The following is a 23503-nucleotide window of genomic DNA, read 5'->3' as shown; positions in this document are numbered from 1 at the left end:
CATGAAAATTAAATTCAACATTCTTCTTTTGATTTGTCTTGGCATGATAAGCGCCACAGCACAAACTAAAAAGAAACCGGCAGCAAATTCAAATGCAACAAAGTTTACTGTAACAGAAAAAAAAGCTGCAACACCTTCAACTGATCAGGGAATATTTGCTGAAATTGAAACATCAAAAGGTAAAATTCTTATTCAGTTAGAATATCAAAAAACACCTGTAACTGTGGCCAATTTTATTTCGCTTGCCGAAGGAACAAATGCTTCAGTAGCCGATGAAAAACTAAAAGGAAAACCATTTTATAACGGTTTAAAATTCCACAGAGTAATTGCAGATTTTATGATTCAGGGTGGTGATCCACAAGGAAATGGTTCTGGCGGTCCCGGTTATGCTTTTAAAGATGAGTTTACCGATGCGAAATTTGACAGAGCCGGAATTTTGGCAATGGCAAATTCGGGTCCAAAAACAAATGGTTCTCAATTTTTTATTACACATAAAGAAACAACTTGGTTAAATAATAAACACACTATTTTTGGTTACGTAATTACTGGTCAAGATGTAGTAAATAAAATTGCTCAGGATGACGTAATGAATAAAATCACTATTGTTAGAAAAGGTGCCGATGCTAAGAAATTTGATGCGCCAAAAGTGTTCGCAGATTATATGGCAAACAGAGCTGCTGAAGATGCAAAGGAAGCTGCTATAGCTGCTGAAAATCAAAAAAAACAAGTTGAGTTAGAAGCACAGAAAAAAGCTGAATACAATGCTAAGTTCGGTGCTGTTATTGCGGCAAAAGCAAAATATTTAAATGACACCAAAGCTACTGCAACTGAAACTGCCAGCGGTTTAAAATATAAAATCATTAAAGCGGGTACAGGTAAAAAACCAGCAGACGGAACCAATGTTTATATTAATTATGCAGGTTATTTAGAAGATGGAAGCCTTTTTGACAGCAGCATGGAAAGCGTAAATAAAGAGTGTGGTAAATATGATGAAAACAGAGCGAAACAAAACGGTTACCAACCATTTCCTTTCCCTTACGGAAAGAAAGATGGTCTAATCCCTGGATTCCTTGAAGCATTAAGTTTGATGAATTATGGAGATACCGCATTGGTTTACATTCCATCAAAATTAGGATATGGAGAAAGAGGTGCCGGAAATGTAATTCCACCAAACTCGAACATTATTTTTGAAGTTGAAATGTTGGAAACACTACCAGCACCAGTAGCAAAACAATAATAAACACGATTAAAAAAAAGCCCCGATTTGAAGTTTCAAATCGGGGCTTTTTTTATTCCTTTTTGTTGAGAAACAGATAATAAACCGGAATTCCGATTGCGACAATTCCCAATCCCAAACCAGTGCTCAGCGTGTCATTGATTAACAGCGCAACACAAATCGCTGCCGTTAAAATTATATACAGTGCCGGAATTAATGGATAACCAAAAGCTTTGTATGGTCTTTCGGCATCGGGTTCCTTTTTTCTGAGAATGAATATTCCGTAAATCGTGAGGATATAAAAAAGTAAGGACGCAAAAGTAGCATACGTCAACAGAGCTCCATATTTTCCGGAGGAACAAAGAATACAAGCCCAAATACATTGGAACCAAAGCGCTTTAGCCGGAACATCGTGTTGGTTTAATTCGCCTGCTCCTTTAAAGAACAAACTGTCTTTAGCCATTGCATAAAACAATCTTCCTCCTGATAAAATTAATCCACTGTTGCATCCAAAAGTCGAAACCATAATCAATGCTGCCATAGCAAAAACACCAATATTTCCCATTATCATATTGGCTGCCGCCGTACCTACTCTATCCTGAGCAGCAAACATAATTCCGTTTTCGGTTACCGAACCATCTACTGATCCATTTAATGGCAATAAAGCCAAATAAGCAACATTAGCCAAAATATAAATAACCGTAACTATCAATGTTCCCAAAAACAGACTTCGCGGAATATTCTTTTTTGGATCCTTGATTTCCCCAGCAATAAAAGTCACATTATTCCAGGCATCACTCGAAAACAAAGAGTTAATGATTGTAGCTCCAATAGCTCCTGCCAAGGCAATTCCGGTAAGTTTTGTAACGGTTACGGTTTTAGTTGTTTCATCTAAAACGGTTTTACTTGCTTCCCATGTATTGGTAAAATTATTGGAAAAAGTATCTGTGTGGAAACCAATATACAATCCAAAAGCAATCAATGCAAAAAGCGCAATTAACTTAGCTGACGTAAAAATTAACTGAATCGCTTTACCATTTTTGATTCCTTTGGTGTTGATATACGTTAGCAGAATGATACACAGCATAGCCAATATCTGGCTGTTTTTAAAAACAAAAACGTCTCCAACCTTGAAAATCTCATCCTGTAAAAACGGAAAGAAAACAGCAGTATAATTGGCGAATGTAACGGCTACCGCCGCAATTACACCTGTTTGAATTACCGTAAAAACCGTCCAGCCATAAAGAAAGGAAGCCAGTTTTCCGTAGGCGCGTTGAATGTATACAAATTGTCCGCCTGCTTTTGGCATCATCCCGGCCAATTCGCCATAACTTAAGGCTGCCGACATGGTTAGCAATCCTGTGATTACCCAAGTGATTAAAATCCATGCTGCCGAACCTAAATCGCGCGCCATATAAACGGTTACGACAAAAATTCCGGAACCTATCATGGAACCCGCGACTATACTTGTCGCATCTATTAATCCTAATGAACGCTGTAAATGATGTTTTTCTTCAGACATGTTGGTTTATTGGTTAGTTGTTAATTTCAAATATAGTGAAAGAAAATAGAGCAAAGAAGAAAGAGAAAAGACTAAAGCTTTTTAGCTTCATTCCAGAAAACGTCCATCTCTGCTAAAGTCATATCCATTAATGGTTTTCCGAGTTCGCTGGCTTTGCTTTCGAGATACATAAATCGCTTCATGAATTTTTTATTGGTACGTTCCAAGGCATCTTCTGGATTTACTTTTAGAAATCGGGCGTAATTAATCATTGAGAATAATACATCACCAAACTCTGCTTCTATTTTGTCCTGATTTCCAACTTTGACTTCTTCCTGCAATTCCTGTAATTCTTCCTGCACTTTGTCCCAAACCTGATGTGGTTCTTCCCAATCGAAGCCAACTCCTTTTACTTTATCCTGAATTCGGCTTGCTTTTACCAAAGCCGGTAAACTCTTTGGAACACCTTCTAATACTGATTTTTTGCCTTCTTTTAGTTTGAGTTTTTCCCAGTTTTGTTTTACTTCTTCTTCATCGGCAACGATAACATCGCCATAAATATGCGGATGACGATGGATTAATTTGTCACAAATATCATTGCAGACATCAGCCATATCAAAGTCATTGGTTTCGCTACCAATTTTAGCATAAAAAACAATGTGCAGCAGCAAGTCGCCTAACTCCTTTTTGATTTCGGGTAAATCATTATTCAAAATTGCATCGCCCAATTCATAGGTTTCTTCAATGGTAAGATGACGGAGGCTTTCGAGCGTTTGCTTTTTATCCCACGGACATTTTTCACGCAAATCGTCCATGATGTCAAGTAATCTGTTGAATGCTTCTAGTTGCTGTTGACGTGTATTCATTTTGAAAGTGTATGAGGTTTATGATGTTTAACTCAAAACATTATAAAAATAAAAAATCCTATCGCTGAATTCAGCAATAGGATTTATATTTATTAGAAAGTAATTAACTATTTTTTGGTTTTCGGCTTTGCCGCTTTTTCAGCTTTAACCTCTTCCACCACTTCTTCTTTTATTGCTTCAGCGTTCTCTACTTTTGGTTCTTCTTTTGAAACCATTCCCTTTGCCTGAAGAATATTGTACCAGTTCAATACTTTTTTGATATCAGAAGCATAAACTCTGTCTTCGTCATAATCTGGTAAAATCTCTTGAAAATAAGCGATCAATTTAGCATTGTCATCTTTATGTGAAACCGCTGTTGGCCCTTCATTTTCTTTGATAGCAATAGCTCTCATAATTTCAACCAAAGGCTTTTCTTCTGAATAAGTGTACATTGATATTTCCGAAAGCAAACTAACATTACTTCTCAATCCAACTGTGATCTTCTTTCCGTCTAGTAATGATTCTGCTAAAAAGCCCGAACGGGTTTGCAATTTCAATTCAAACAATCCTGGTTTTCCCGCAATGGCTAATATTTTTTCTACGTTCATTTTATAATTTGTTTTTTTTTATGTCTATGTTATTTTTATGTGGCTTCAACTTTGCTAAACTCTCAGCTTCTCCTGGCTCCTCACCAAAACAATTCACTGGATTAGCTGCGCTCCGTTCGCAAGCTCGGGTGTTTTGTTTCGGCCCTATCTTCCTTTTTTATTGGCAAATTTCATTCTGTAATCAGGGAAAGCTTTGCCATCCATGATGTTCTGCAACTTCTTTTTAATCAATGTTTTTTTCAGGGTCGAAATTTTATCGGTAAACAAAACTCCTTCGATATGATCATATTCATGTTGGATAACACGGGCAATCAAGCCATCAAAGACTTCAGTCTTTCTGACAAAATCGGCTTCACTGTATTCGATGGTTATTCTTTCGTTGCGATACACATCTTCACGAACATCGGGAATACTTAAGCAGCCTTCATTAAATCCCCATTCTTCGCCATCTTCCAGAATCATTTTGGCATTGATAAAAGTTCTTTTAAAGTTTTTTAATTGCAGCTGCTCTTCATTTGTCAAATCATTGCTATCACTAAAAGGTTCAGTATCAATTATAAACAAACGAATAGGCAAACCAACCTGTGGCGCGGCTAATCCAACACCAAAAGCATTGTACATAGTGTCATACATATTGTCAATAATGCCCGAAAGATTAGGATAGTCAGGAGAAATTTCTTCTCCAACTTGTCGCAAAACCGGCTCACCATAACCGTAAATAGGAATAATCATTTTTTGATTTTTTTTTGCAAAAATAGGGAAATTAAATCATTTTTCGTGTCAGATAATCTTGAAGTAAAATCGTTGCTGCAATTTCGTCAACCAAACCTTTATTTTGACGCTGCTTCTTTTTCAGTCCACTATCAATCATCGTTTGAAACGCCATTTTGGAAGTAAAGCGTTCGTCTACGCGCTCAATTTTCATTTCGGGAAAAGCGATTTTAAAAGCAGCAACAAATTTTTCTATAACTGGCGTACTTTCCGATGGTTCGCCATTCATTTGTCTTGGTTCGCCAATAAGTACTTTGGAAACGTTCTCTTTTGAAAAATAAGTTGTCAAAAAAGCAATCGCCGTTTCCGATGGAATCGTTGTCAGTCCGGAAGCAATGATTTGTAACTCGTCGGTGACAGCAATTCCGGTGCGTTTGATTCCATAATCGATGGCGAGAATTCTTGACATTTATTTTTTATTTAATCGCTTCAAATTTAGCTAAAGTTATTTTTCCTTCACCAAAGAACGTCAAAGTTTCCTTATCTAATTTATAGCTTGTTACCTTTACCAGCATTGCCCCAAAATTATCTTCTAATGTCATATCAGGGCATGCCATTCTGGTCATTATTACTTCTGAAAAATCGAGTTTATTAGATGACGGCATAACATAATTTCCTGCAATGCTGTTACAACCTGCAAACGCGCTAAATCGGGCATCTTTGGAATTCATTTTCAGGAAGTATGTTTTATTTCCCTTTTGGATTACTCTCGTTTTATTTAATGAAACTAATCGCCATTTGGTTTCCGCCAAAGTAAATCTGCCAATTGCAGGGTTTACTTTTTTAATGACTGTTGTAGCTTCCATTTTGTTATTCAAATTAACCGTTGCATGAGTATTTTCCTGAACTGTTTCGATAGAATTTGTATCAGTTGGTTGTTTTGATAATATGTACTCTTCAGCCAAATTGCCGGTGATTTTTCTACCCGATATGTCGAGCTGTGTCAACGTATTTTTACCCACTAAATATTTATTCGGCGCATTTTTTATAGTGCTTAAAATAATCATATTCCCTGCTTTATTCCATGTGAAATTCCCTTTTAACTCAAATACTTTATCGCCTTTTCCTTCGTATTTTGTTTTAATACAAAAAGTTCCATTTTCATTGATGGCAATTTCAGTATTTAAACCCTGACAATCGGCACAAGGTAAAATTCCTTTGTAAACTCCAATATAATCTGAAGAATTCTTAAACGAAATAGCAGCATCCGGTTTTTTATCTCTGGCTGTTTGTTTTTGACAACTTACAAATGCCATTGTTATCAGAAGCAGTAAAATAGTTTTTTTCATCTGGCTGGAAATTAGTTGACCAAAAATATCAAATCAATTCATAAGTTAAAGTTAAATAAAATTCAATTTTAACAATCGTTTAAAAAAAGTATCTTTGCACATCAAATTCAAAATCCATGAACAACTTACAATCCATTATTGAAAAAGCTTGGGATAACCGAGAATTATTAAAAGACGAAACTACCTTAAAAACCATCCGGGAAGTCATTGCATTACTTGATTCAGGCACTTTGCGTGTTGCTGAACCAACTGCTAACGGTTGGCAGGTAAACGAATGGGTAAAAAAAGCGGTAGTGATGTATTTCCCAATTCAGAAAATGGAAACCTGGGAAGCCGGAATTTTTGAATACCATGATAAAATGTTGCTAAAAACAGGTTATGCCGAAAAAGGAATCCGTGTGGTTCCACCAGCAACCGCAAGATATGGCGCTTACATTTCTAAAGGTGTGATTTTGATGCCAAGTTATGTGAATATTGGTGCTTATGTTGACGAAGGAACTATGGTTGATACATGGGCAACCGTTGGAAGTTGTGCCCAAATTGGTAAAGATGTGCATCTTTCAGGCGGTGTTGGAATTGGTGGTGTTTTAGAGCCATTACAAGCTGCTCCCGTTATTATCGAGGATGGCGCTTTTATTGGTTCACGTTGTATCGTTGTTGAAGGTGTTCGTGTTGAAAAAGAAGCGGTTCTTGGTGCTAATGTCTGTCTGACTGCCTCAACAAAAATCATTGATGTTACAGGAAGTGAACCTAAAGAATATAAAGGATTTGTGCCAGCTCGTTCTGTTGTAATTCCGGGAAGTTATACTAAGAAATTTGCAGCCGGCGATTTTCAGGTGCCTTGCGCTTTGATTATCGGAACCAGAAAACCATCTACCGATTTGAAAACATCGCTTAACAATGCGTTGAGAGAATATGATGTAGCAGTATAATCCGTTACGTTTTTATAAAATAAAGTCTATGAACTTATTGCTTCTTTAGCGAGTTCATAGATTTTTTTTATTTGATTCTCCTGAAGATAATTTTCGATGATATGATTTCGTCCTTTTACTCCCATTTCTTTTGCCTTTTCGGGATTTTCCAAAAGTTGAATCATAAAATCCGCCATGGCGTTTTCATCTTTTTCAGGAACCAAAAAGCCTGTTTGACCATGAATGACAGCTTCTTTTATACCACCGTGTAACGTACTAACAACAGGAAGTCCTGATGCACTTGCTTCTAAAATACCTACCGGAGTTCCTTCCATATCTCCGTTTGGTGCGGTGATGGAATGCTGAACAAAAGCCAGAGAAGTTTTCATTAAATTGGCTACTTCCTCTGAATTCTGTATTCCCGTAAAAATTACGGAATCATTTATATGCAATTCGTTTACCAGTTTTTCGCACTTTTCAAAAAGGTCTGATTTTCCGCCAACCATGACTAATTTGGTGTCCGGAAACTTTTGCAGCACTTTATAGAATGCATTTATAGTATGCAACGGCCCTTTCTTTTCGGTAAAACGTCCAACTGCGATAAAGTTCTTTCTCTCTGTATTGCTTTCTTCAGGTTTAAATTTAGCCGAATTCACACCACACGGAATTACCCTTATTTTATCCGGATTTGCGCCTAACGCTATCAACCCAATTTTCATGTCTTGTGAAACCGGAAGAATGTAAGAAGCGTAATCAAAAAGCTTTTTGTATTTGCTACGGTATTCGTTTATCAGCTTTATATCTGTGGCATCATGTCCGTGGAAAATCACCAGTAAAGGAATGTTCAGGCTTTTGCAAACAGGCATAAGATGTGAAGCCGGCATTCCGTAATTTGCCAAAACAAGGTCAATTTTATTATCAATAAGGTATTTTTTTACGCCGTAATTCCCAAAGTAATTATTCCTTCCAACAAATCCTTTTACGATTTTATGAAGCAGCCAAAAAAGTTTTGAGTTTAATAAAGCGCCATTTTCCTTTTTCTCAGGAAGTCGTCCACTATAAATGGTATAAACCTCTGCCAGTTTTGAAAATTCAGCAATTTGGTCCCGAATAAAAGTTTCGGAGTAAGCATTCCGACTCGAACGGGTGATACAAATACGCATAGTGCAATTTTATAGTGTTAAAAATAAATTCAGAAGCTAATTTAATTCATTTCCATTTTCTCTAAAAAAACATTTAACGACTCGATACTTTCCTCATGTACCGGCAAAACAGTTTCGTAAACAGAGTTCTTCAAATCGTTGACATTATTTAAAAAGAAATCAAATTTCCTTGACACTTCTTCCATTGTCTCATTAAAATCCACAGAGTAATCCTGATAACCTAAATATTCGTAACAGTACTTCCCTTTTATTTCATAACTAATATTAAATGCCGGTGTACCGTTAATAAGAGAAAGTATACACATGTGTAATCGGGTTCCAACAACAAAAGTGTATCTTGAATTGAGAATATCCACCAACTCAAAATAGCTGTAAAACTGAGAATCAACATTTACCCTATTTTGATAACTTTCATTCTTTTTAATAATCAATTCTTTTATTATTGAAGCCGTTTTTGAGTCATCGACATAATTCTCAACACCTTGACAGGTAGAAATGAATTCCACATCAAATCCATTTTCCAAAACTCTTTCACTAATTGCCTGCATCATCTCATAATAGAGGTTCATGTTTCTGTTGTCATGTTTCCATGAACGCACTGAAATGGCAACTAATTTTGAATCTTTAGCTGTTGACTTTCTTGGCTTTAAAAGAAAAGCGGCATCTTTTGTCTGTAAAATTTTAGAACTTGGCAATGCTGTTTCTGCACATGTTTTAGAATAGTCATCTCTAACCAAAAACATATCTATCGACTTTCCATATTCAGATAAAAGATTGGTATCACGTTGGTTTAAAGGTCCAATTGATTGGGAATATACCGCCGTTTTTTTATTGCTTTTTTTTGCTGCTACTAATGGTAATAAACATTTTTTTAATCCATAATACGAATTCATATAGCCGCCCGGACTTCCAATATAAACTTCAAAATCTTTGTACTTATTGTTTACTAAATAATTCAATTTTAGAAAAAATCTTTTAAAGAAAGTAGCATTAATCGGAAGCTTATAATCCAACAATTCTCTTAACAATGGAAGTTGTGGGTATTTGCTTTTCAAAAATTTATAATGAAATGTTGCTATCGACACATCGTAACCTTTATTTTTGAGAGCCTGAAGCAATGCAACTACCAAAGCCATGTCTCCATTGTTGACAGCATATGCATTTGTTATTAAAATTCTATTCTTTTTTGCCATAGTTGTTGCTAATTGCTTTTTTTAATTCCGTGAGTTGTCCAAATTACCTTTTCCTTCTTCGTCGTTTCCCGTATTCCCTTGTTTTTCTTCCAGGTTTCCTCGTTTACATAACCTCGTTTATGGTCTAAATGAACACAAATAGCTGAGTATCGAATTTGCTTTGACTTGAGTCCTTTATTAAATAATCGCTCTCCAAGTTCCCGATCCTGACCGCCATATTGCATTTCCTGATTGAAACCGTTGACTTCCATCAAATCTTTTTTCCATCCTGAAGAATTGTGACCATTCCAGGAAGCATTCGTTGGTGTTACAGAATTGAGGACTTTGCTCAAAAATCCGGAAGCGATAAACTTTACATTCTTAAAACTACTTTTCAGCCCTTGAGACCTAAGCCAATTGAGGTTGAAACAATTTTGCTGGAGAATATCTTCTTTGGTAATTGCCTTAGAGATAGACATAGGTAGTTTAAAATAACCTCCCGAAAGGAAATAACCTTCTTCTCTGTAATTGTGATGAACTTCAACAAAATCCTTTCTCGGAATGCAATCGCCATCAGTGAAAATTAAATAATCGGAAGTGGCGGCAAGTATTGCTTTGTTGAGGATTTGAGATTTTTGAAAACCCTTGTCTTCCTGCCAAACATGGATTATTGGAATGGATATCTCAGCACGTAATCTATCAATTAATTCTTTGGTAGCCGCTCTCGAACCATCATCGGCTATGATAATCTCAAAATCTCTAAAAGTTTGTACGCTAAACCCAAGAATTACTTTTTCGAGCCATTCCTCTGAATTATACGTGCTAAAAATAACAGATAGTGTCATACTTAATTAATTGTGGCAAAATTACACATTATTTGTGTTTCTCGATTCCAGTTTCAATCCAGATTATATTATTCTTTTTATTGAATCTTCTAACGGCATTATTAATTTCAATTTTTTCTTCATTGACATAACTTCTCGGATGATCCAAATGCACACAAATAGCAGAATACCGAATTTGTTTTGACAGCAAACCATTGTTGAACAATCGCTCTCCCATTTCCCTGTCTTCTCCTCCATAATCGAGTAGTTCATTAAACCCATTGATTGCTAAAATATCCGATTTAAATCCGGAAGAATTATGACCGTTCCAGGAACGTTTTGTTGGTGTCAGCCAATTCATAAATGCCGCAAAATAGGCATTGTTACTCAGCTTTGTCCATTTAAAATTAATCTTTAAGCCTTGTTTTTTCAACCATGGAATTTGGAAACATTTCTGGTCAAGAATATCCGAATCCGAAATGGCTTTTGAAATAAACATAGGAAGCTTAAAATAACCACCCGAAAGAAAATAGCCTGCTTCTTTTGATTTCAAATGAGTTGCCACAAAATCTTTTCTGGGAATGCAATCACCATCGGTAAACAAAAGGTAATCGGAATTGGATTTTAGGATGGCCTGATTCAGAATTTTACACTTTCTAAAACCATTGTCTTCATGCCAAACGTGTATGATGGGATTCTTAAATTTACTTGCAAAACCTTCAACAACGGCTTTGGTTTTATTGGTTGAGCCATCATCTGCCACAATAATCTCAAAATCATTTTCTGTCTGAATAGTATAACCTAGCAACACTTTGTGCAACCATTCTTCTGAATTATATGTGGAAATAATTATTGACAATTTCATACAATACAAACATAAAGAATAAATTGGATTTTATATAAGGAAGCAAGCAGAAGTCTTTGCAGAATATTATCTCAAACAATCGTGTAACTAGATTTAATAACATAATGACTTAATACTTCTGAACTTAAAAAAAAAAACTAATTTTACCAAAAATTCATAAATACGTATGTTCATTATCTATTAGAGGACACTACATTTCCCGGAAGAGAAACTAAAATTGAATAAAGCTTCACAAATCAAAACTAACAATCTAAAAAAAAGCATGGCATTTGAACTTAAACGGAAAGGTTTTTTAAAAGAACTCAGTAACTTAATATTCTTTTGGTTTTTTGGAGTGTTATTTTTTACTCTTTTTAGAATAATTTTTATAGCTATTTTTTACAAAAAAATAACTATGGAATTGAATATCAAAGACTTATTTAATGTTTTTTTAATGGGATTTCGGTTTGATTGTACAGCAATTGCCTACTTCTTAATGATTCCGCTTTTGTTTCTTCTGGTTTTTTCTCCTTTTAATAAATTCAAAATAATTACTGTCACAAGAAAAATTCATCAGGTTCTTTTTGTGGTACTTTCGACCTTGATTTGTGTGGTTACCATTAACTATTTCAAAGAATATGGTGATCAATTTAATCACTTTCTTTTCTTAGCATTGTATGACGATAAAAAAGCTGTTTTAAATACAATTCTAGTTGATTTTCACCCAATTTTAAATAGTTTGATTATCATTCTGACCATTATTTTAGGCATTTATATTTTCAACTATTTTGAAAAAAAAGAACGTATTTATGGTTTATTATCCAAAATCAACTTCAAAAAAAGCAACTACGTAATCGTTATTATTTTCCTTTTTTTGTTTGTCTCAGGAATCCGCGGTTCTTTTTCTTCAATACCGGCACTAAGACAATACTCTGGCGTTTCTCATGATAATTTTTTAAATAAAACTATCGTCAATCCGTTTAGGTCATTACGATATGCCATCAAGGATTTTAACCGACTGAATAAAGTAGGCAACAAAAATCCATACATGGATGACAAACTTTTTAAAGCAACTTTTCCGCAGGATAAAGTTACTGACGTTGTCCGAAAAACTGCTCAGGGCCCAACAATCGAAAAACCAAAACAGATATTCCTTATCGTGATGGAAAGTTACGATTCGTGGCCATTGATGGATAAATACCGACCATTTCACTTTTCGGATAATCTGACAGCCATTGCCAAAAACGGAACACATTTCAGCCACTTTTTACCATCCGGAAATACGACTATTGATTCCTTTGGAGCCATAATGACCAACGTGCCAAATTGTGGTATTAACCTAAGTCATATCGGAATGGCTGGAGAACCTTTTGAAACATCGATTTTTACACAGTTTAAAAAATTGGGCTACGAAACCAACTTCTATTACGGTGGATTTTTGTCATGGGAAAACATAGGCGATTTATCCAAATATTATGGCGTTGACCGAATTATTTCCGGTGTTGATGGTGGTGGAGAAACGGATAAAGGCGGTTGGGGAATTGAAGATGAAAAACTCTTCAACTTAGTAATGAAAAATACGGATAAAAATAAATATTCGCTAAATATCATACTGACGACAAGCTATCACGCACCATATACCGTTGATTTGGAAGCCAAAGGTTTTCCCTATAAATCGACTGATGATTTTCCGGCTGCGATGAAAAAATATTATGACGGAGCGATGAATCTGAAGGAATTAGGACATCTTTGGTATGGAGACAAAGCACTTGGCGATTTTGTTAGAAAAGCCGAAAAAGAATTTACAGGTTCTATATTCAATTTTACCGGTGATCATTTTGGGAGGAAGTTCATCAACAGCAAACCAAACCTTTACGAGAAATCATCGGTTGCTTATATCATGTACGGAAAATCAATTCCGAAATCACTCAATTTGACTCCAGGAAGCCATATTGATATTATGCCGACACTTATTGAAATGATTGCGCCAAAAGGTTTTGAGTATTATAGTTTTGGTGAATCGATGTTTACCAAAGGGAAAAACGAAGGCATCGCTTTTGGCAAAATGATTGAAGGCAATGATTTGTATTATTTCCCAAAAGATGCCAACATCGAAAAAATTGATTTAAACACGTTCAAAGAAATCAATCTAAAGAAAAGCAATTTGGAGCTAAAACACAACAAACTAATGGCTTTGGCGTGGTATTATACGATGAAAGGCAATGATTTAAAAGCGAAAAAAAAGACTGTAAAGCATTAAGCAATGGATATAAATTCAGAAGTACACAAAGCATTCGAAGTCATCCAAAATGGTGGCATCATCCTCTATCCTACTGATACCGTTTGGGGAATTGGCTGTGATGCGACGAATGCTGAAGCAGTAAAAAAAATCTACGCTTTAAAACAACGCGAAGAATCTAAAAGCATGATTGTTTTGATGAATGGCGAAAAAATGATGTACAATGTTTTCAAGGAAATTCCCGAAACTGCCTGGCAAATCATGGATTTATCGGAGAAACCAACGACTTTGATTTTGGATAATCCACGAAATGTAGCAGCGAATATTATTGCGGATGACAAAACGCTCGGTGTTCGATTGGTGAAAGAACCGTTTTGTTTTAAACTGATGGAACGCATGAAAAAACCTTTGGTTTCGACTTCGGCAAATATCTCCGGGAATTTTACACCAAAATCTTTCAAAGAAATTAGTCCCGAAATTATAAAAGGTGTTGACTATGTAGTAAATTTGCACCACGAAAAAATTTGCGATAAACCGTCAACGATTATAAAGCTTTCGCTGGACAATCAGGTGAAAATTATTCGCAAGTAACTTATCATATTTAGTGTCAAAAAACTTCAAAATAGCATTAGACAATAAAATTTTTGAAATCATTTCAAAAGCTTCACAAGAACTTAAGCTCGAAAGCTATGTGATTGGTGGCTTTGTACGTGATTATTTATTGCAGCGCGATTTTAAGAAAGATATTGACATTGTTGCCATTGGTTCCGGAATTGATTTGGCTTTAAAAGTTTCCGAATTATTACCACACAAACCAAAAGTTCAGGTTTTCAAAAACTACGGTACAGCAATGCTTCGTTACAAAGAAATCGACATCGAGTTTGTTGGTGCCCGAAAAGAAAGCTATTCTGAAAACAGCCGAAATCCGGTTGTTGAAAATGGAACATTGGAAGACGATCAAAACCGTCGTGATTTTACGATTAATGCCTTGGCTTTTTCATTAAATCAAAATAATTATGGTGATTTGGTTGATCCATTCAACGGCTTAGCCGATTTGGAAAACAAACTTATCAAAACACCTTTAAATCCAGATATTACTTATTCTGATGATCCGCTTCGAATGATGCGTGCGATTCGTTTTTCGACGCAATTGGATTTTGTGATTGAAACCGAATCATTAAAGGCAATCGAAAGAAATAAAGAACGGATTAAGATTATTTCGGGTGAACGAATTGTGGACGAATTGAATAAAATTCTATCTACTGAAAAACCATCGATTGGCTTTTTACATTTATACAAAACCGGACTTTTAGATATTATTCTTCCTGAACTTACGGCTTTGAATAATGTAGAAGAAATTGAAGGTCATACGCATAAAAACAATTTTTATCATACACTCGAAGTCGTTGATAATATTTGTCCGAATACAGATGATGTTTGGTTACGCTGGGCGGCTTTACTACATGATATTGGAAAAGCACCAACCAAACGTTTCAGCAAAAAACAAGGCTGGACATTCCACGGACACGAATTCCTTGGCGGAAAAATGGTAAAGAAAATCTTTGAAAGATTGCACATGCCGTTGAATCAAAAGATGAAATTTGTGGCCAAAATGGTGATGCTGAGTTCAAGACCAATCGTACTTTCAGAAGATATTGTTACCGATTCGGCTGTGCGTCGTTTGGTTTTTGATGCCGGAGAAGATGTTGATAATCTGATGACGTTATGCGAAGCGGATATCACGACTAAGAATCCAGCTAAGTTTAAAAAGTATCACAACAATTTTGATATTGTCCGCAGAAAAATAATTGAAGTCGAAGAGCGTGATCATGTCCGTAATTTTCAGCCTCCAATTTCTGGTGAAGAAATTATGGAACTCTTCAATTTAAAACCATCACGTGAAATCGGAGTTTTAAAAGAAGCTGTAAAAGAAGCAATTCTCGAAGGTGAAATTCCGAATGAATATCAAGCAGCGTATGATTTTGTTTTGCAACGCGCGGAGAAATTAGGTTTGAAAAAAGTTTAAAAATGAAAAAAGACAAAGCCGTTATTTACTGGCTACTTTCAGGTTGTGTTTTAGTATTTATCATGGTTGTCGTTGGCGGAATTACCCGTTTGACAAATTCGGGTTTATCAATGACCGACTGGCATTTGGTTACCGATACTTTGCCACCTTTGACAGAAGAAAAATGGCAGCAGGCTTTTGATGCTTATAAGCAGTTTCCTGAGTATCAAAAAATCAACATTCATAACGACTTTCAGCTTGCTGATTATAAGTTTATTTATTTCTGGGAATGGTTTCACCGTTTTATAGGTCGAATTATTGGATTAGTTTTCATCGTTCCGTTTTTCTATTTCCTGATTAAAAAACGAATTGATAAAGCGACGCTGAATAAATGCTTCGTGCTCTTAGGAATGGGTGCTTTGCAAGGTTTTTTTGGTTGGTTTATGGTAAAAAGCGGTTTGGTTGACAATCCCGACGTAAGTCATTTTCGTTTGGCTTTACACTTAACTTTTGCTTTCATCACCTTTGCATATACACTATGGGTTGCTTTAGATTTGATGTATCCTGAAAAGAAATTTGTGGTTGTTGAGTTGAAAAAATTGGCTCGAATTACTTTGATTTTTCTTTTAATCCAAATTATTTATGGTGGATTTGTTGCTGGTTTAAATGCCGGTTTGATACACAATCATTGGCCATTAATGAGCGACGGACAATTTTTCCATGAAAGTATTTCTTTAGAAAAAGATTCCTGGTTAACACGTTTTACCGAAGGCAAAAGCGGTGTTCAGTTTATACACAGGACTATGGCTTATGTTGTGGTTGGATTGATATTATTTTTATACTTCAAGAGCAAAAAATATACTTTAACAGTTCAACAACAAAACGGATTGAATGCTTTAGTACTAATTGTCTTTTTGCAATTTACTTTAGGCGTTTTCACGTTGCTTTACAGCGTTCCGCTTTGGTTGGGATTGATTCATCAGATTACTGCGTTTTTCCTGCTTACTGCTATGACATTTACCCTTCATCGATTGAGTAAGTAAAAAATCTTAATCCTTTATAGCCTGATTTTAAAAAAGTTAGCGTCAAACAACTAGCTTTTGTGAGAATTATTTAATGTTTTTATGACATTCACTTGACTTATTCTCATAAAAAATCGTCTTTTTCCGATTACATTTCATGTTTTTATAAGAAAAAAAGCATTATATAAAAAAAATGTTGATAAATAATGCAAAAATAACAATTTAAAACAATATTTTTTTCTAAGTTTGTAACAGTTGCAATTTTTATGCAATCGATTGCACAATGTTTTCAAGATGAAATAAAAACACATTCCATAATTTATTTTAAGAAAGTAAACCAAATACGAATTCATTATCTTTTACGCATATCGATTATGAAAAAAAAATTACTTTTATTGATATTACTAATGCTATTAGCAACAGCATTAACAAACGCTCAAAATAGAACTTGGGATTTTTCCGATACAGGTGTCTGGACATCAACAGCAGGTGTTAGCACTAATACTGCTAATTATTTAGGCACTGGCTTGAATATAATTTCATCTGGGTCTACTGTAGGTGCTATTGCTGCTTCTGCATATACTTATAGTGATGGTTTTACTTCTACAAGAGCTATGACGTTTGCGGGTATAACAGGACCATTACCGACAAACCGTGCCGTGTCTTTTTCAGTTACAGGAGCTTCTACTGTAAAAATATGGGTGCGAACAAGTTCAACTGGCCGTACAGCTTCTATTTCTGATGGCACTTCTGTTTTAGCGTCATACACCTCTGCTAGTCCATCTCCATATACGAATGTTCTAACGGCTACCTACACAGGCGGTGCAGGGACTATTTATGTGTATTGTAGTAATACTATGGAGATTGCTAAAATTCAAGTAATAGATAATTCAACACCTGGAGAAATAAATATTCAAGGAAACAGCACGAATATAGTTGACAACTCTGGAGCAGGAACAGCTTCAACAACAAATCATACTGATTTTGGCACAACCAATACTGGAACAGGCGTAACCCGCACTTATACCATACAAAATACAGGTACTGGCACTTTAACAATAGGAGCGATAACTTTTGGAGATCCTACAAACTATACTGTTACAACTCTACCAGCTGCCTCGGTAGCTGGCGGAGGATCGACCACTTTTGTAGTTACTTTCAACCCTACAACTGGAGGGACAAAAGATTCAACTATATCTATCGTAACAAATGACACTGACGAAAATCCATATAATTTTTATATTACAGGAGTAGGAACAGCAGTGCCTGAAATTAACATTCAAGGAAACGGTGCTAACATTGTTGATAATGCTGCAGGAACATCATTAGCCAATCATACTGATTTTGGTTCTACAGCCGTTCTTACGCCAGTAGTAAGAACATTCACTATATACAATATAGGAGGAGCTGATTTGACTATTGGTGCAATAACTTTAGGCGATGTTACCAATTACACATACACATCTCCAAGTTCCCCTATAACTAGTGGTGGTAGTGCTACATTTACCGTAACCTATTCGCCAGCTGCTGCTGGAACTCATCCTACAACTATTTCTATTGTGACCAATGATGGGGATGAAAATCCGTATAATTTTGCCCTTACAGGAACGGGATCAACAGGTCCTGCAGAAATTAATATTCAAGGAGGTTCAACTCCAACTTCAATCCCAAACGGTAATAGTGCTACTTCTACTACTGATTATACTGATTTTGGACCTGTAACCAGTGGCGTTTCATATACGAGAACATTCACTATACAAAATACTGGTGGGGCGACATTAAATATTACTGGAGCCATTACTTTTAGCGGAACCAACTCAGCCAATTTTTCAGCTTCTGTTCCTACTTCAACTGCAATAGCTGCTGGAGCAAGTGCCACTTTTGTCGTAACAGTCACTCCTTCGTCAACTGGTTTAAGAACAGTAATCATATCAATACCAAATGATGACAGTAATGAAAATCCGTACACCTTTACCCTTACAGCATTATCTGGTAACGCAGATATAAATGTTGTCGGAGTCAATGGATCAAGTATTTCAGATGGAGACACCGGCACAAGTTTAACTAAAGGAACTGATTTTGGTTCAACAGGTGTCAGTTCAGGAACTGTTGTAAAAACTTTTACCATTGAAAACACGGGCAGTGGTGGTCTGATAACAATTGGAGCCATTTCATTTTCAGGAACTAATGCTGCTGATTTCACCCTTACGGCTGCTCCAGCTTCTTCATTAGGAGGAAGTAGTTCTACAACCTTTTCAGTAACATTCAATCCAAGTGCTGTAGGAATAAGAACTGCCGCTATATCCATTGTGAATAATGATCCAAATGAAAATCCATATAATTTTGCTCTACAAGGAACAGGAACCGAACAAGAAATAAATGTTTTAGGAAATGCTACAACAATTGCCGATGGAGACACTACCCCTGCCCTTACTGATAATACTGATTTTGATCAAGTAAATTATACTTCAGGAACAAAAACAATAACCTATACTATTCAAAATACTGGAGGAGATACTCTAACAATTGGTGCCTTTACGTTATCAGGAACCCATGCTGCAGATTTCACATTAGACACTACATCAACAAGTGCTTCAGTAGCAGCTGGAGGAAGTACTACTTTTACAGTGATCTTTGACCCTAGTGCTCTGGGAGTAAGAACCGCTGCAATATCTTTCGTAAATAATGATGCTAACGAAAACCCTTATAATTTTAACATTCAAGGAACAGGTGCGGAGCAAGAGATAAATGTTGTAGCCAATTCGACAACAATTGTTGATGGAGATACAACCCCAACAACAACTGATTATACTGATTTTGGATCACAAGATTACACCATAGGATCAATAATTAAAACCTATACTATTCAAAATACAGGAGTTGGTTCTTTAACAATTGGAACCATTACATTATCTGGAACTGGTGCAGCCGAATTTTCAGTCAATACTACATCAACAAGTGCTTCAGTAGCAGCAGGAGCAAGTACAACTTTTACAATAACATTTGACCCAAGCAGTATAGGGACAAAAGTAGCGTCAATTACTATTGTAAATAATGACGCTAACGAAAATCCTTATAATTTTGACATACAAGGTGTAGGAAGCCAAACCTTCTATGACAGTGATGGTGATGGCATCAATGACAATATTGACACAGATGATGACAATGATGGAATAACAGATACTACGGAAGAAACAAATTGTAATCTGGCCAATGGAACCAAGGCCAATTATAAATTCTTGAATGAAGACTTTGGAGCAGGAGCAAGCAGAGTAACTATTAATACTACCTATACAGCAGAAACCACTTATTGCTATGAAGCCGGTACTGGTAGTGGAGCAACTTGTTCAAGTACAACCAGTACTAATTTAGATGACGGAGAATATACAGTAGGACCAAGTGCACAAATTGCAACATGGGCAGCAGGACAATGGTATACTGGAGAAGACCATACAACAGGAGATACAAATGGTAGAATGGCAATGTTTAATGCTGCAGCAACTGCAGGTACATTCTACACAGCCACAATCACAGGTGCTTTACCTGGTGTACCCATTACTTACAGCTTTTGGGTTATAAATTTAGACCGTGCCGATGCAAGTGGCATTGGTTCTAGAACAAGACCTAATATTAAAGTAGAATTTAGAGACATGAGTGATGTTGTATTGCAAACCATAAATACTGGTGATATTGCGCCATCTGCTACTACACCTTCCTCTACCGACTGGAAGCAATTTACTGCTTCTTTAAACTTAAGTGTAAATTCATTCAAAGTGGTATTTATCAACAATGCTCCTGGTGGTTCTGGAAACGACTTAGCTATTGACGACATCTTAATTACACAATCTCTATGTGATTATGACAATGATGGAGTTGCCGATATATTTGATTTAGACAGTGATAATGATGGTGTTTCTGATGTAGTTGAAGCAGGATTAGGAAGCTTAAGCAACGGCAGAGGAAAAATTGATGCAACATGGACAGATGCTGATGCAGATGGCCTTCATAATAGTGCCGAAGCTTCAGCTGCACTAGCAGCAATAGATTCTGATGGAGATGGTGTACCTAATTATTTAGATTTAGACAGTGATAATGACAGTGTCTTTGATGTAGATGAAGGACCAGACAATACGGGAGTATCAACTTTCACCAATGGAGATGGTGACATCACTGGCAATGGTCTAGGAGATGGATCAGACACCGAAACTTTCAGATCCAAAGACACTGATGGTAATGGAACTGCAGAGCTTATTGGAGATGGTATTTTAGATTTATTTGACAAGAGTTTAGGTGCCGGAAATTCTTTTAGCGACCAATACGGAAATCTAAATCAAGCAATTACAAAAGACACAGATGGAGATGGAACTCCCGATTATTTAGATATCACATCAAGTGGTGCAGGAATCTACGATATTGCCAACAACAAATTAATATATGCCCCAAAAGTTATAGATGCAAATAATGATGGTATTCTTGATGGTTCTACAGACATAGACAAAGATGGTATTTTGGATTCATTTGATAATGACACAACTGCTAAAGGCTCACCAAGAAATTTAAACAAAAGCCTATTCCTGGATTTTGATGGTCGAAATGATTACGCTCAAGACGTAGCCGTTTTAGCAGGTTCTGCAGGATCTCTAATGGCTTGGATTGACCTAAATAGTGCTTTCTCTAGTACAGGTTTTATAGTTGGACAAGACAGTTTCAATTTGAAAGTGAATAGCAGTAGAATTGTACAAGTAACCTGTAATGGTACTACAATAAGTTCTCCAACTGCTTTAGATATGTCAAGATGGTATCATGTTGCAGCAACTTATAGTGCAAACAATTTAAATTTGTATGTTAACGGAGTTAAAGTTGCAACTTCAACAACACCAACAGGTGCTATTGTTGATGCCTCATTATTAACAATAGGCAGAAGTCCAAGTACTAGCACCAATTTCTTTAAAGGAAAAGTAGATGAAGTACGTGTATTTAATGTTAGACTAACAGACGATCAAGTACAGCGAATGGTATACCAAGAATTAGGTACCAATACAAATTTAACAGGAGCTTATATTACAGGAAAAGAAATAGCCCAAGACCTAACAACCTCAACTTCAGGAGCATTAACGTTTACTAATCTGTTGCGTTATTATAGAATGGATGCGTATAAAGATGATATTTTAGATAATTTAACCACATCTTCTGTTATTGATGTTACAGGAACTAAACTATACAATCACAAAAACATATACTTACAACAAGCACCAATGCCTTTTGTAACAATTGCTGATGGAGATTTAGCCACAGCAGTTACCGATGCCACCAAAGACATTCAAGGCACTGATGTAAATAATTACAGTACTATTGTAAACGTAAAACACCTTAACACAACCACTGTTTCTAGAACAGATCTAGGTTTAATAGTGGATTCTGGCAAAAGTCTGACTGTAAATGGTGACCAAGCACTAAACAATACTTGGTGGTTGTCATTAAACGGGAAAATAGATTTGGAAGGAAAATCACAATTAGTACAAAATAGCACAAGTGATTTAGATGTTACAAGTGCAGGATATATAGAAAGAGACCAACAAGGACAATCAAATCTATACAATTACAATTATTGGAGTTCTCCTGTTAGTACTATCAACACAACATCCAACAACAATGGCTATACAGTTGGAGGGGTTATGAAAGACGGTACTACATCAACCCCACAAAACATTACTTGGGTTAGTGGTTATAATGGATCACCAACGACGCCTATCACCCTAAGCAGCTATTGGATATTTAAATTCCAAAACTCAACAAATAACTATGCCAACTGGTCGCAGGTTGGACCTAACGGAACATTATTGCCAGGACAAGGATATACTCTCAAAGGATGTGGTTCAGCAGCGGCTAATCAAAATTATACTTTTTTTGGTAAGCCAAATAATGGGACTATTACTTCGACAGTTGGTCCCAATAATCTAAACCTTTGTGGAAATCCTTACACATCTGCTATTGATGCCGATAAGTTTATTGATGACAATGCTTCGAGTATAACTGGAACATTATACCTGTGGGAGCATTATAACACAAATACTTCGCATATGACTATTCAATATCAGGGCGGTTATGCCACCTATACAAAAACGGGCGGAACACCACCGGTTGCTCCGGCAGGGATAAGTGGAGCGGGTTCAAGTAGTAAAATTCCAAAAAGATTCATTCCGGTTGGGCAGGGATTCTTTGTAACAGGTTCGGCCAGTGGTGGAACAATTACATTTAACAATGGTCAAAGGTTATTTATCAAAGAAGACGCAGTCAATTCTTATACTATGTTCAGAATGGATAGAGCAGGAAGGGATGTTGTTGCTGATCCGATGCATAATAATAGACCTGACCCTATTGAGCAGGAACAATTTACAAAAATAAGATTAGGATATACTTCAAAGGACAATTATCACAGACAAATCCTGTTAGGTTTTATGAACGAACATGCCACTTCAGGATATGATGCGGGTTATGATGGTTTAAGCATTGAGACGCTTACTAATGATATGTATTTCATTAACGGAACTGATAAATTGAATATTAACGGTGATGGTTATTTCAATCCGAACAACATTTATCCTTTGGGTGTTAAAAACGCCACTGCGGGAACTATTACTATTGGACTCGATTCACTGGAAAATTTTAATGACCGTCAGGAGATATACATTTATGACAGTGAAGACGACACCTACAACAGTATTAAATCAGAAAATTTTAAAGTTAGTTTGCCGGTTGGAACCTTTGAAAACAGATTTTCATTGCGATTTATGCAGAGCCCAACGTCACTTAGTACACTAAAGGATGATACAGTAAACTATGGAATTGTGCTAACCCATTCGCAGGCGGACAATATGATAAACATCAAAAATGAGTTGGAGGATACCACTGTGAAATCGGTTGCCCTGTTCAATATGGTAGGGCAAAATATAATGAATTGGACAGCGGACAAAGAAAACCAAAATAGTATTCAACTATCGGCTTCGGGGCTTAGTAAGGGAACTTATGTTGTAAAAGTAAGTACAGATAAAGGAATCATCGCTAAAAAAATACTGATTAAATAAACGGTTGC

17 protein-coding genes are annotated in these 23503 nt (G+C 36.1%); 7 read left to right on the top strand and 10 right to left on the bottom strand.

The genetic code is table 11. The features are described from left to right. Positions 1–7 precede the first annotated feature (7 nt). A complete protein-coding gene (locus GS03_RS07625) occupies positions 8–1237 on the top strand; it encodes a peptidylprolyl isomerase (protein ID WP_246034196.1) in 1230 nt (409 codons plus the stop codon). Positions 1238–1289: 52 nt separating this feature from the next. Here GS03_RS07625 and GS03_RS07620 read toward each other — a convergent pair whose 3' ends face one another. From GS03_RS07620 to GS03_RS07595, 6 genes are all read right to left on the bottom strand, one after another. Continuing rightward, positions 1290–2738: an APC family permease gene (locus GS03_RS07620; RefSeq protein WP_136151949.1), complete on the bottom strand. Its 1449-nt coding sequence runs from the start codon at positions 2736–2738 to the stop codon at positions 1290–1292. 71 nt (positions 2739–2809) lie between these two features. Then, a complete protein-coding gene (mazG, locus tag GS03_RS07615) occupies positions 2810–3583 on the bottom strand; it encodes a nucleoside triphosphate pyrophosphohydrolase (protein ID WP_136151948.1) in 774 nt (257 codons plus the stop codon). Positions 3584–3690: 107 nt separating this feature from the next. Continuing rightward, positions 3691–4170 carry a DUF5606 family protein gene (locus GS03_RS07610; RefSeq protein WP_136151947.1) on the bottom strand — a complete coding sequence of 160 codons (480 nt, stop codon included), beginning with the start codon at positions 4168–4170 and terminating at the stop codon, positions 3691–3693. Between the two features lie 144 nt (positions 4171–4314). Next, entirely contained in the window at positions 4315–4902 is a 588-nt protein-coding gene (gene def, locus GS03_RS07605) for a peptide deformylase (protein WP_136151946.1), read from the bottom strand. A 31-nt stretch (positions 4903–4933) separates the two neighbouring features. After that, on the bottom strand, positions 4934–5350 hold the full coding sequence (gene ruvX, locus GS03_RS07600) for a Holliday junction resolvase RuvX (protein WP_136151945.1): 417 nt from the start codon (positions 5348–5350) through the stop codon (positions 4934–4936). Positions 5351–5357: 7 nt separating this feature from the next. Beyond that, positions 5358–6230, bottom strand: coding sequence for a copper resistance protein NlpE N-terminal domain-containing protein (locus tag GS03_RS07595; RefSeq protein WP_136151944.1), 873 nt, complete (start codon positions 6228–6230; stop codon positions 5358–5360). Between the two features lie 116 nt (positions 6231–6346). Here GS03_RS07595 and GS03_RS07590 point away from each other — a divergent pair, with 116 nt between their 5' ends. After that, positions 6347–7162 (top strand): 2,3,4,5-tetrahydropyridine-2,6-dicarboxylate N-succinyltransferase, encoded by an 816-nt coding sequence (locus tag GS03_RS07590; RefSeq protein WP_136151943.1) that lies wholly within the window; start codon positions 6347–6349, stop codon positions 7160–7162. Between the two features lie 26 nt (positions 7163–7188). On the opposite strand, the gene GS03_RS07585 is transcribed toward GS03_RS07590, so the two are convergent. From GS03_RS07585 to GS03_RS07570, 4 genes are read right to left on the bottom strand one after another with little or no spacing between them, the layout of a single operon-like run. Beyond that, a complete protein-coding gene (locus tag GS03_RS07585; protein WP_136151942.1) occupies positions 7189–8304 on the bottom strand; it encodes a glycosyltransferase family 4 protein in 1116 nt (371 codons plus the stop codon). A 41-nt stretch (positions 8305–8345) separates the two neighbouring features. Beyond that, positions 8346–9497 (bottom strand): polysaccharide pyruvyl transferase family protein, encoded by a 1152-nt coding sequence (locus tag GS03_RS07580; RefSeq protein ID WP_136151941.1) that lies wholly within the window; start codon positions 9495–9497, stop codon positions 8346–8348. Positions 9498–9505: 8 nt separating this feature from the next. After that, positions 9506–10321: a glycosyltransferase family 2 protein gene (locus tag GS03_RS07575; RefSeq protein WP_136151940.1), complete on the bottom strand. Its 816-nt coding sequence runs from the start codon at positions 10319–10321 to the stop codon at positions 9506–9508. 28 nt (positions 10322–10349) lie between these two features. Continuing rightward, on the bottom strand, positions 10350–11165 hold the full coding sequence (locus GS03_RS07570) for a glycosyltransferase family 2 protein (RefSeq protein WP_136151939.1): 816 nt from the start codon (positions 11163–11165) through the stop codon (positions 10350–10352). A 394-nt stretch (positions 11166–11559) separates the two neighbouring features. Between GS03_RS07570 and GS03_RS07565 the strand changes: the two genes are divergently transcribed. From GS03_RS07565 to GS03_RS07545, 5 genes are all read left to right on the top strand, one after another. Then, positions 11560–13404 (top strand): LTA synthase family protein, encoded by a 1845-nt coding sequence (locus GS03_RS07565; RefSeq protein WP_246034022.1) that lies wholly within the window; start codon positions 11560–11562, stop codon positions 13402–13404. Positions 13405–13407: 3 nt separating this feature from the next. Next, the gene (locus GS03_RS07560) at positions 13408–13974 is read left to right on the top strand and encodes an L-threonylcarbamoyladenylate synthase (RefSeq protein ID WP_136151937.1); all 567 of its coding nucleotides are present in this window, start codon (positions 13408–13410) and stop codon (positions 13972–13974) included. A gap of 13 nt (positions 13975–13987) precedes the next feature. Continuing rightward, entirely contained in the window at positions 13988–15409 is a 1422-nt protein-coding gene (locus GS03_RS07555) for a CCA tRNA nucleotidyltransferase (protein WP_136151936.1), read from the top strand. A gap of 2 nt (positions 15410–15411) precedes the next feature. Further along, positions 15412–16431 (top strand): COX15/CtaA family protein, encoded by a 1020-nt coding sequence (locus GS03_RS07550; RefSeq protein WP_136151935.1) that lies wholly within the window; start codon positions 15412–15414, stop codon positions 16429–16431. A 353-nt stretch (positions 16432–16784) separates the two neighbouring features. After that, complete coding sequence (locus GS03_RS07545) at positions 16785–23495, top strand: choice-of-anchor D domain-containing protein (protein ID WP_168710286.1); 6711 nt, start codon at positions 16785–16787, stop codon at positions 23493–23495. Positions 23496–23503: the final 8 nt, after the last annotated feature.

Origin of the sequence: Flavobacterium sangjuense (assembly GCF_004797125.1) — a bacterium.
GTDB classification, from domain to species: domain Bacteria; phylum Bacteroidota; class Bacteroidia; order Flavobacteriales; family Flavobacteriaceae; genus Flavobacterium; species Flavobacterium sangjuense.
The sequence above is the reverse complement of the archived record's forward strand: the minus strand, read 5'-3'. Positions and strand labels throughout refer to the sequence as shown.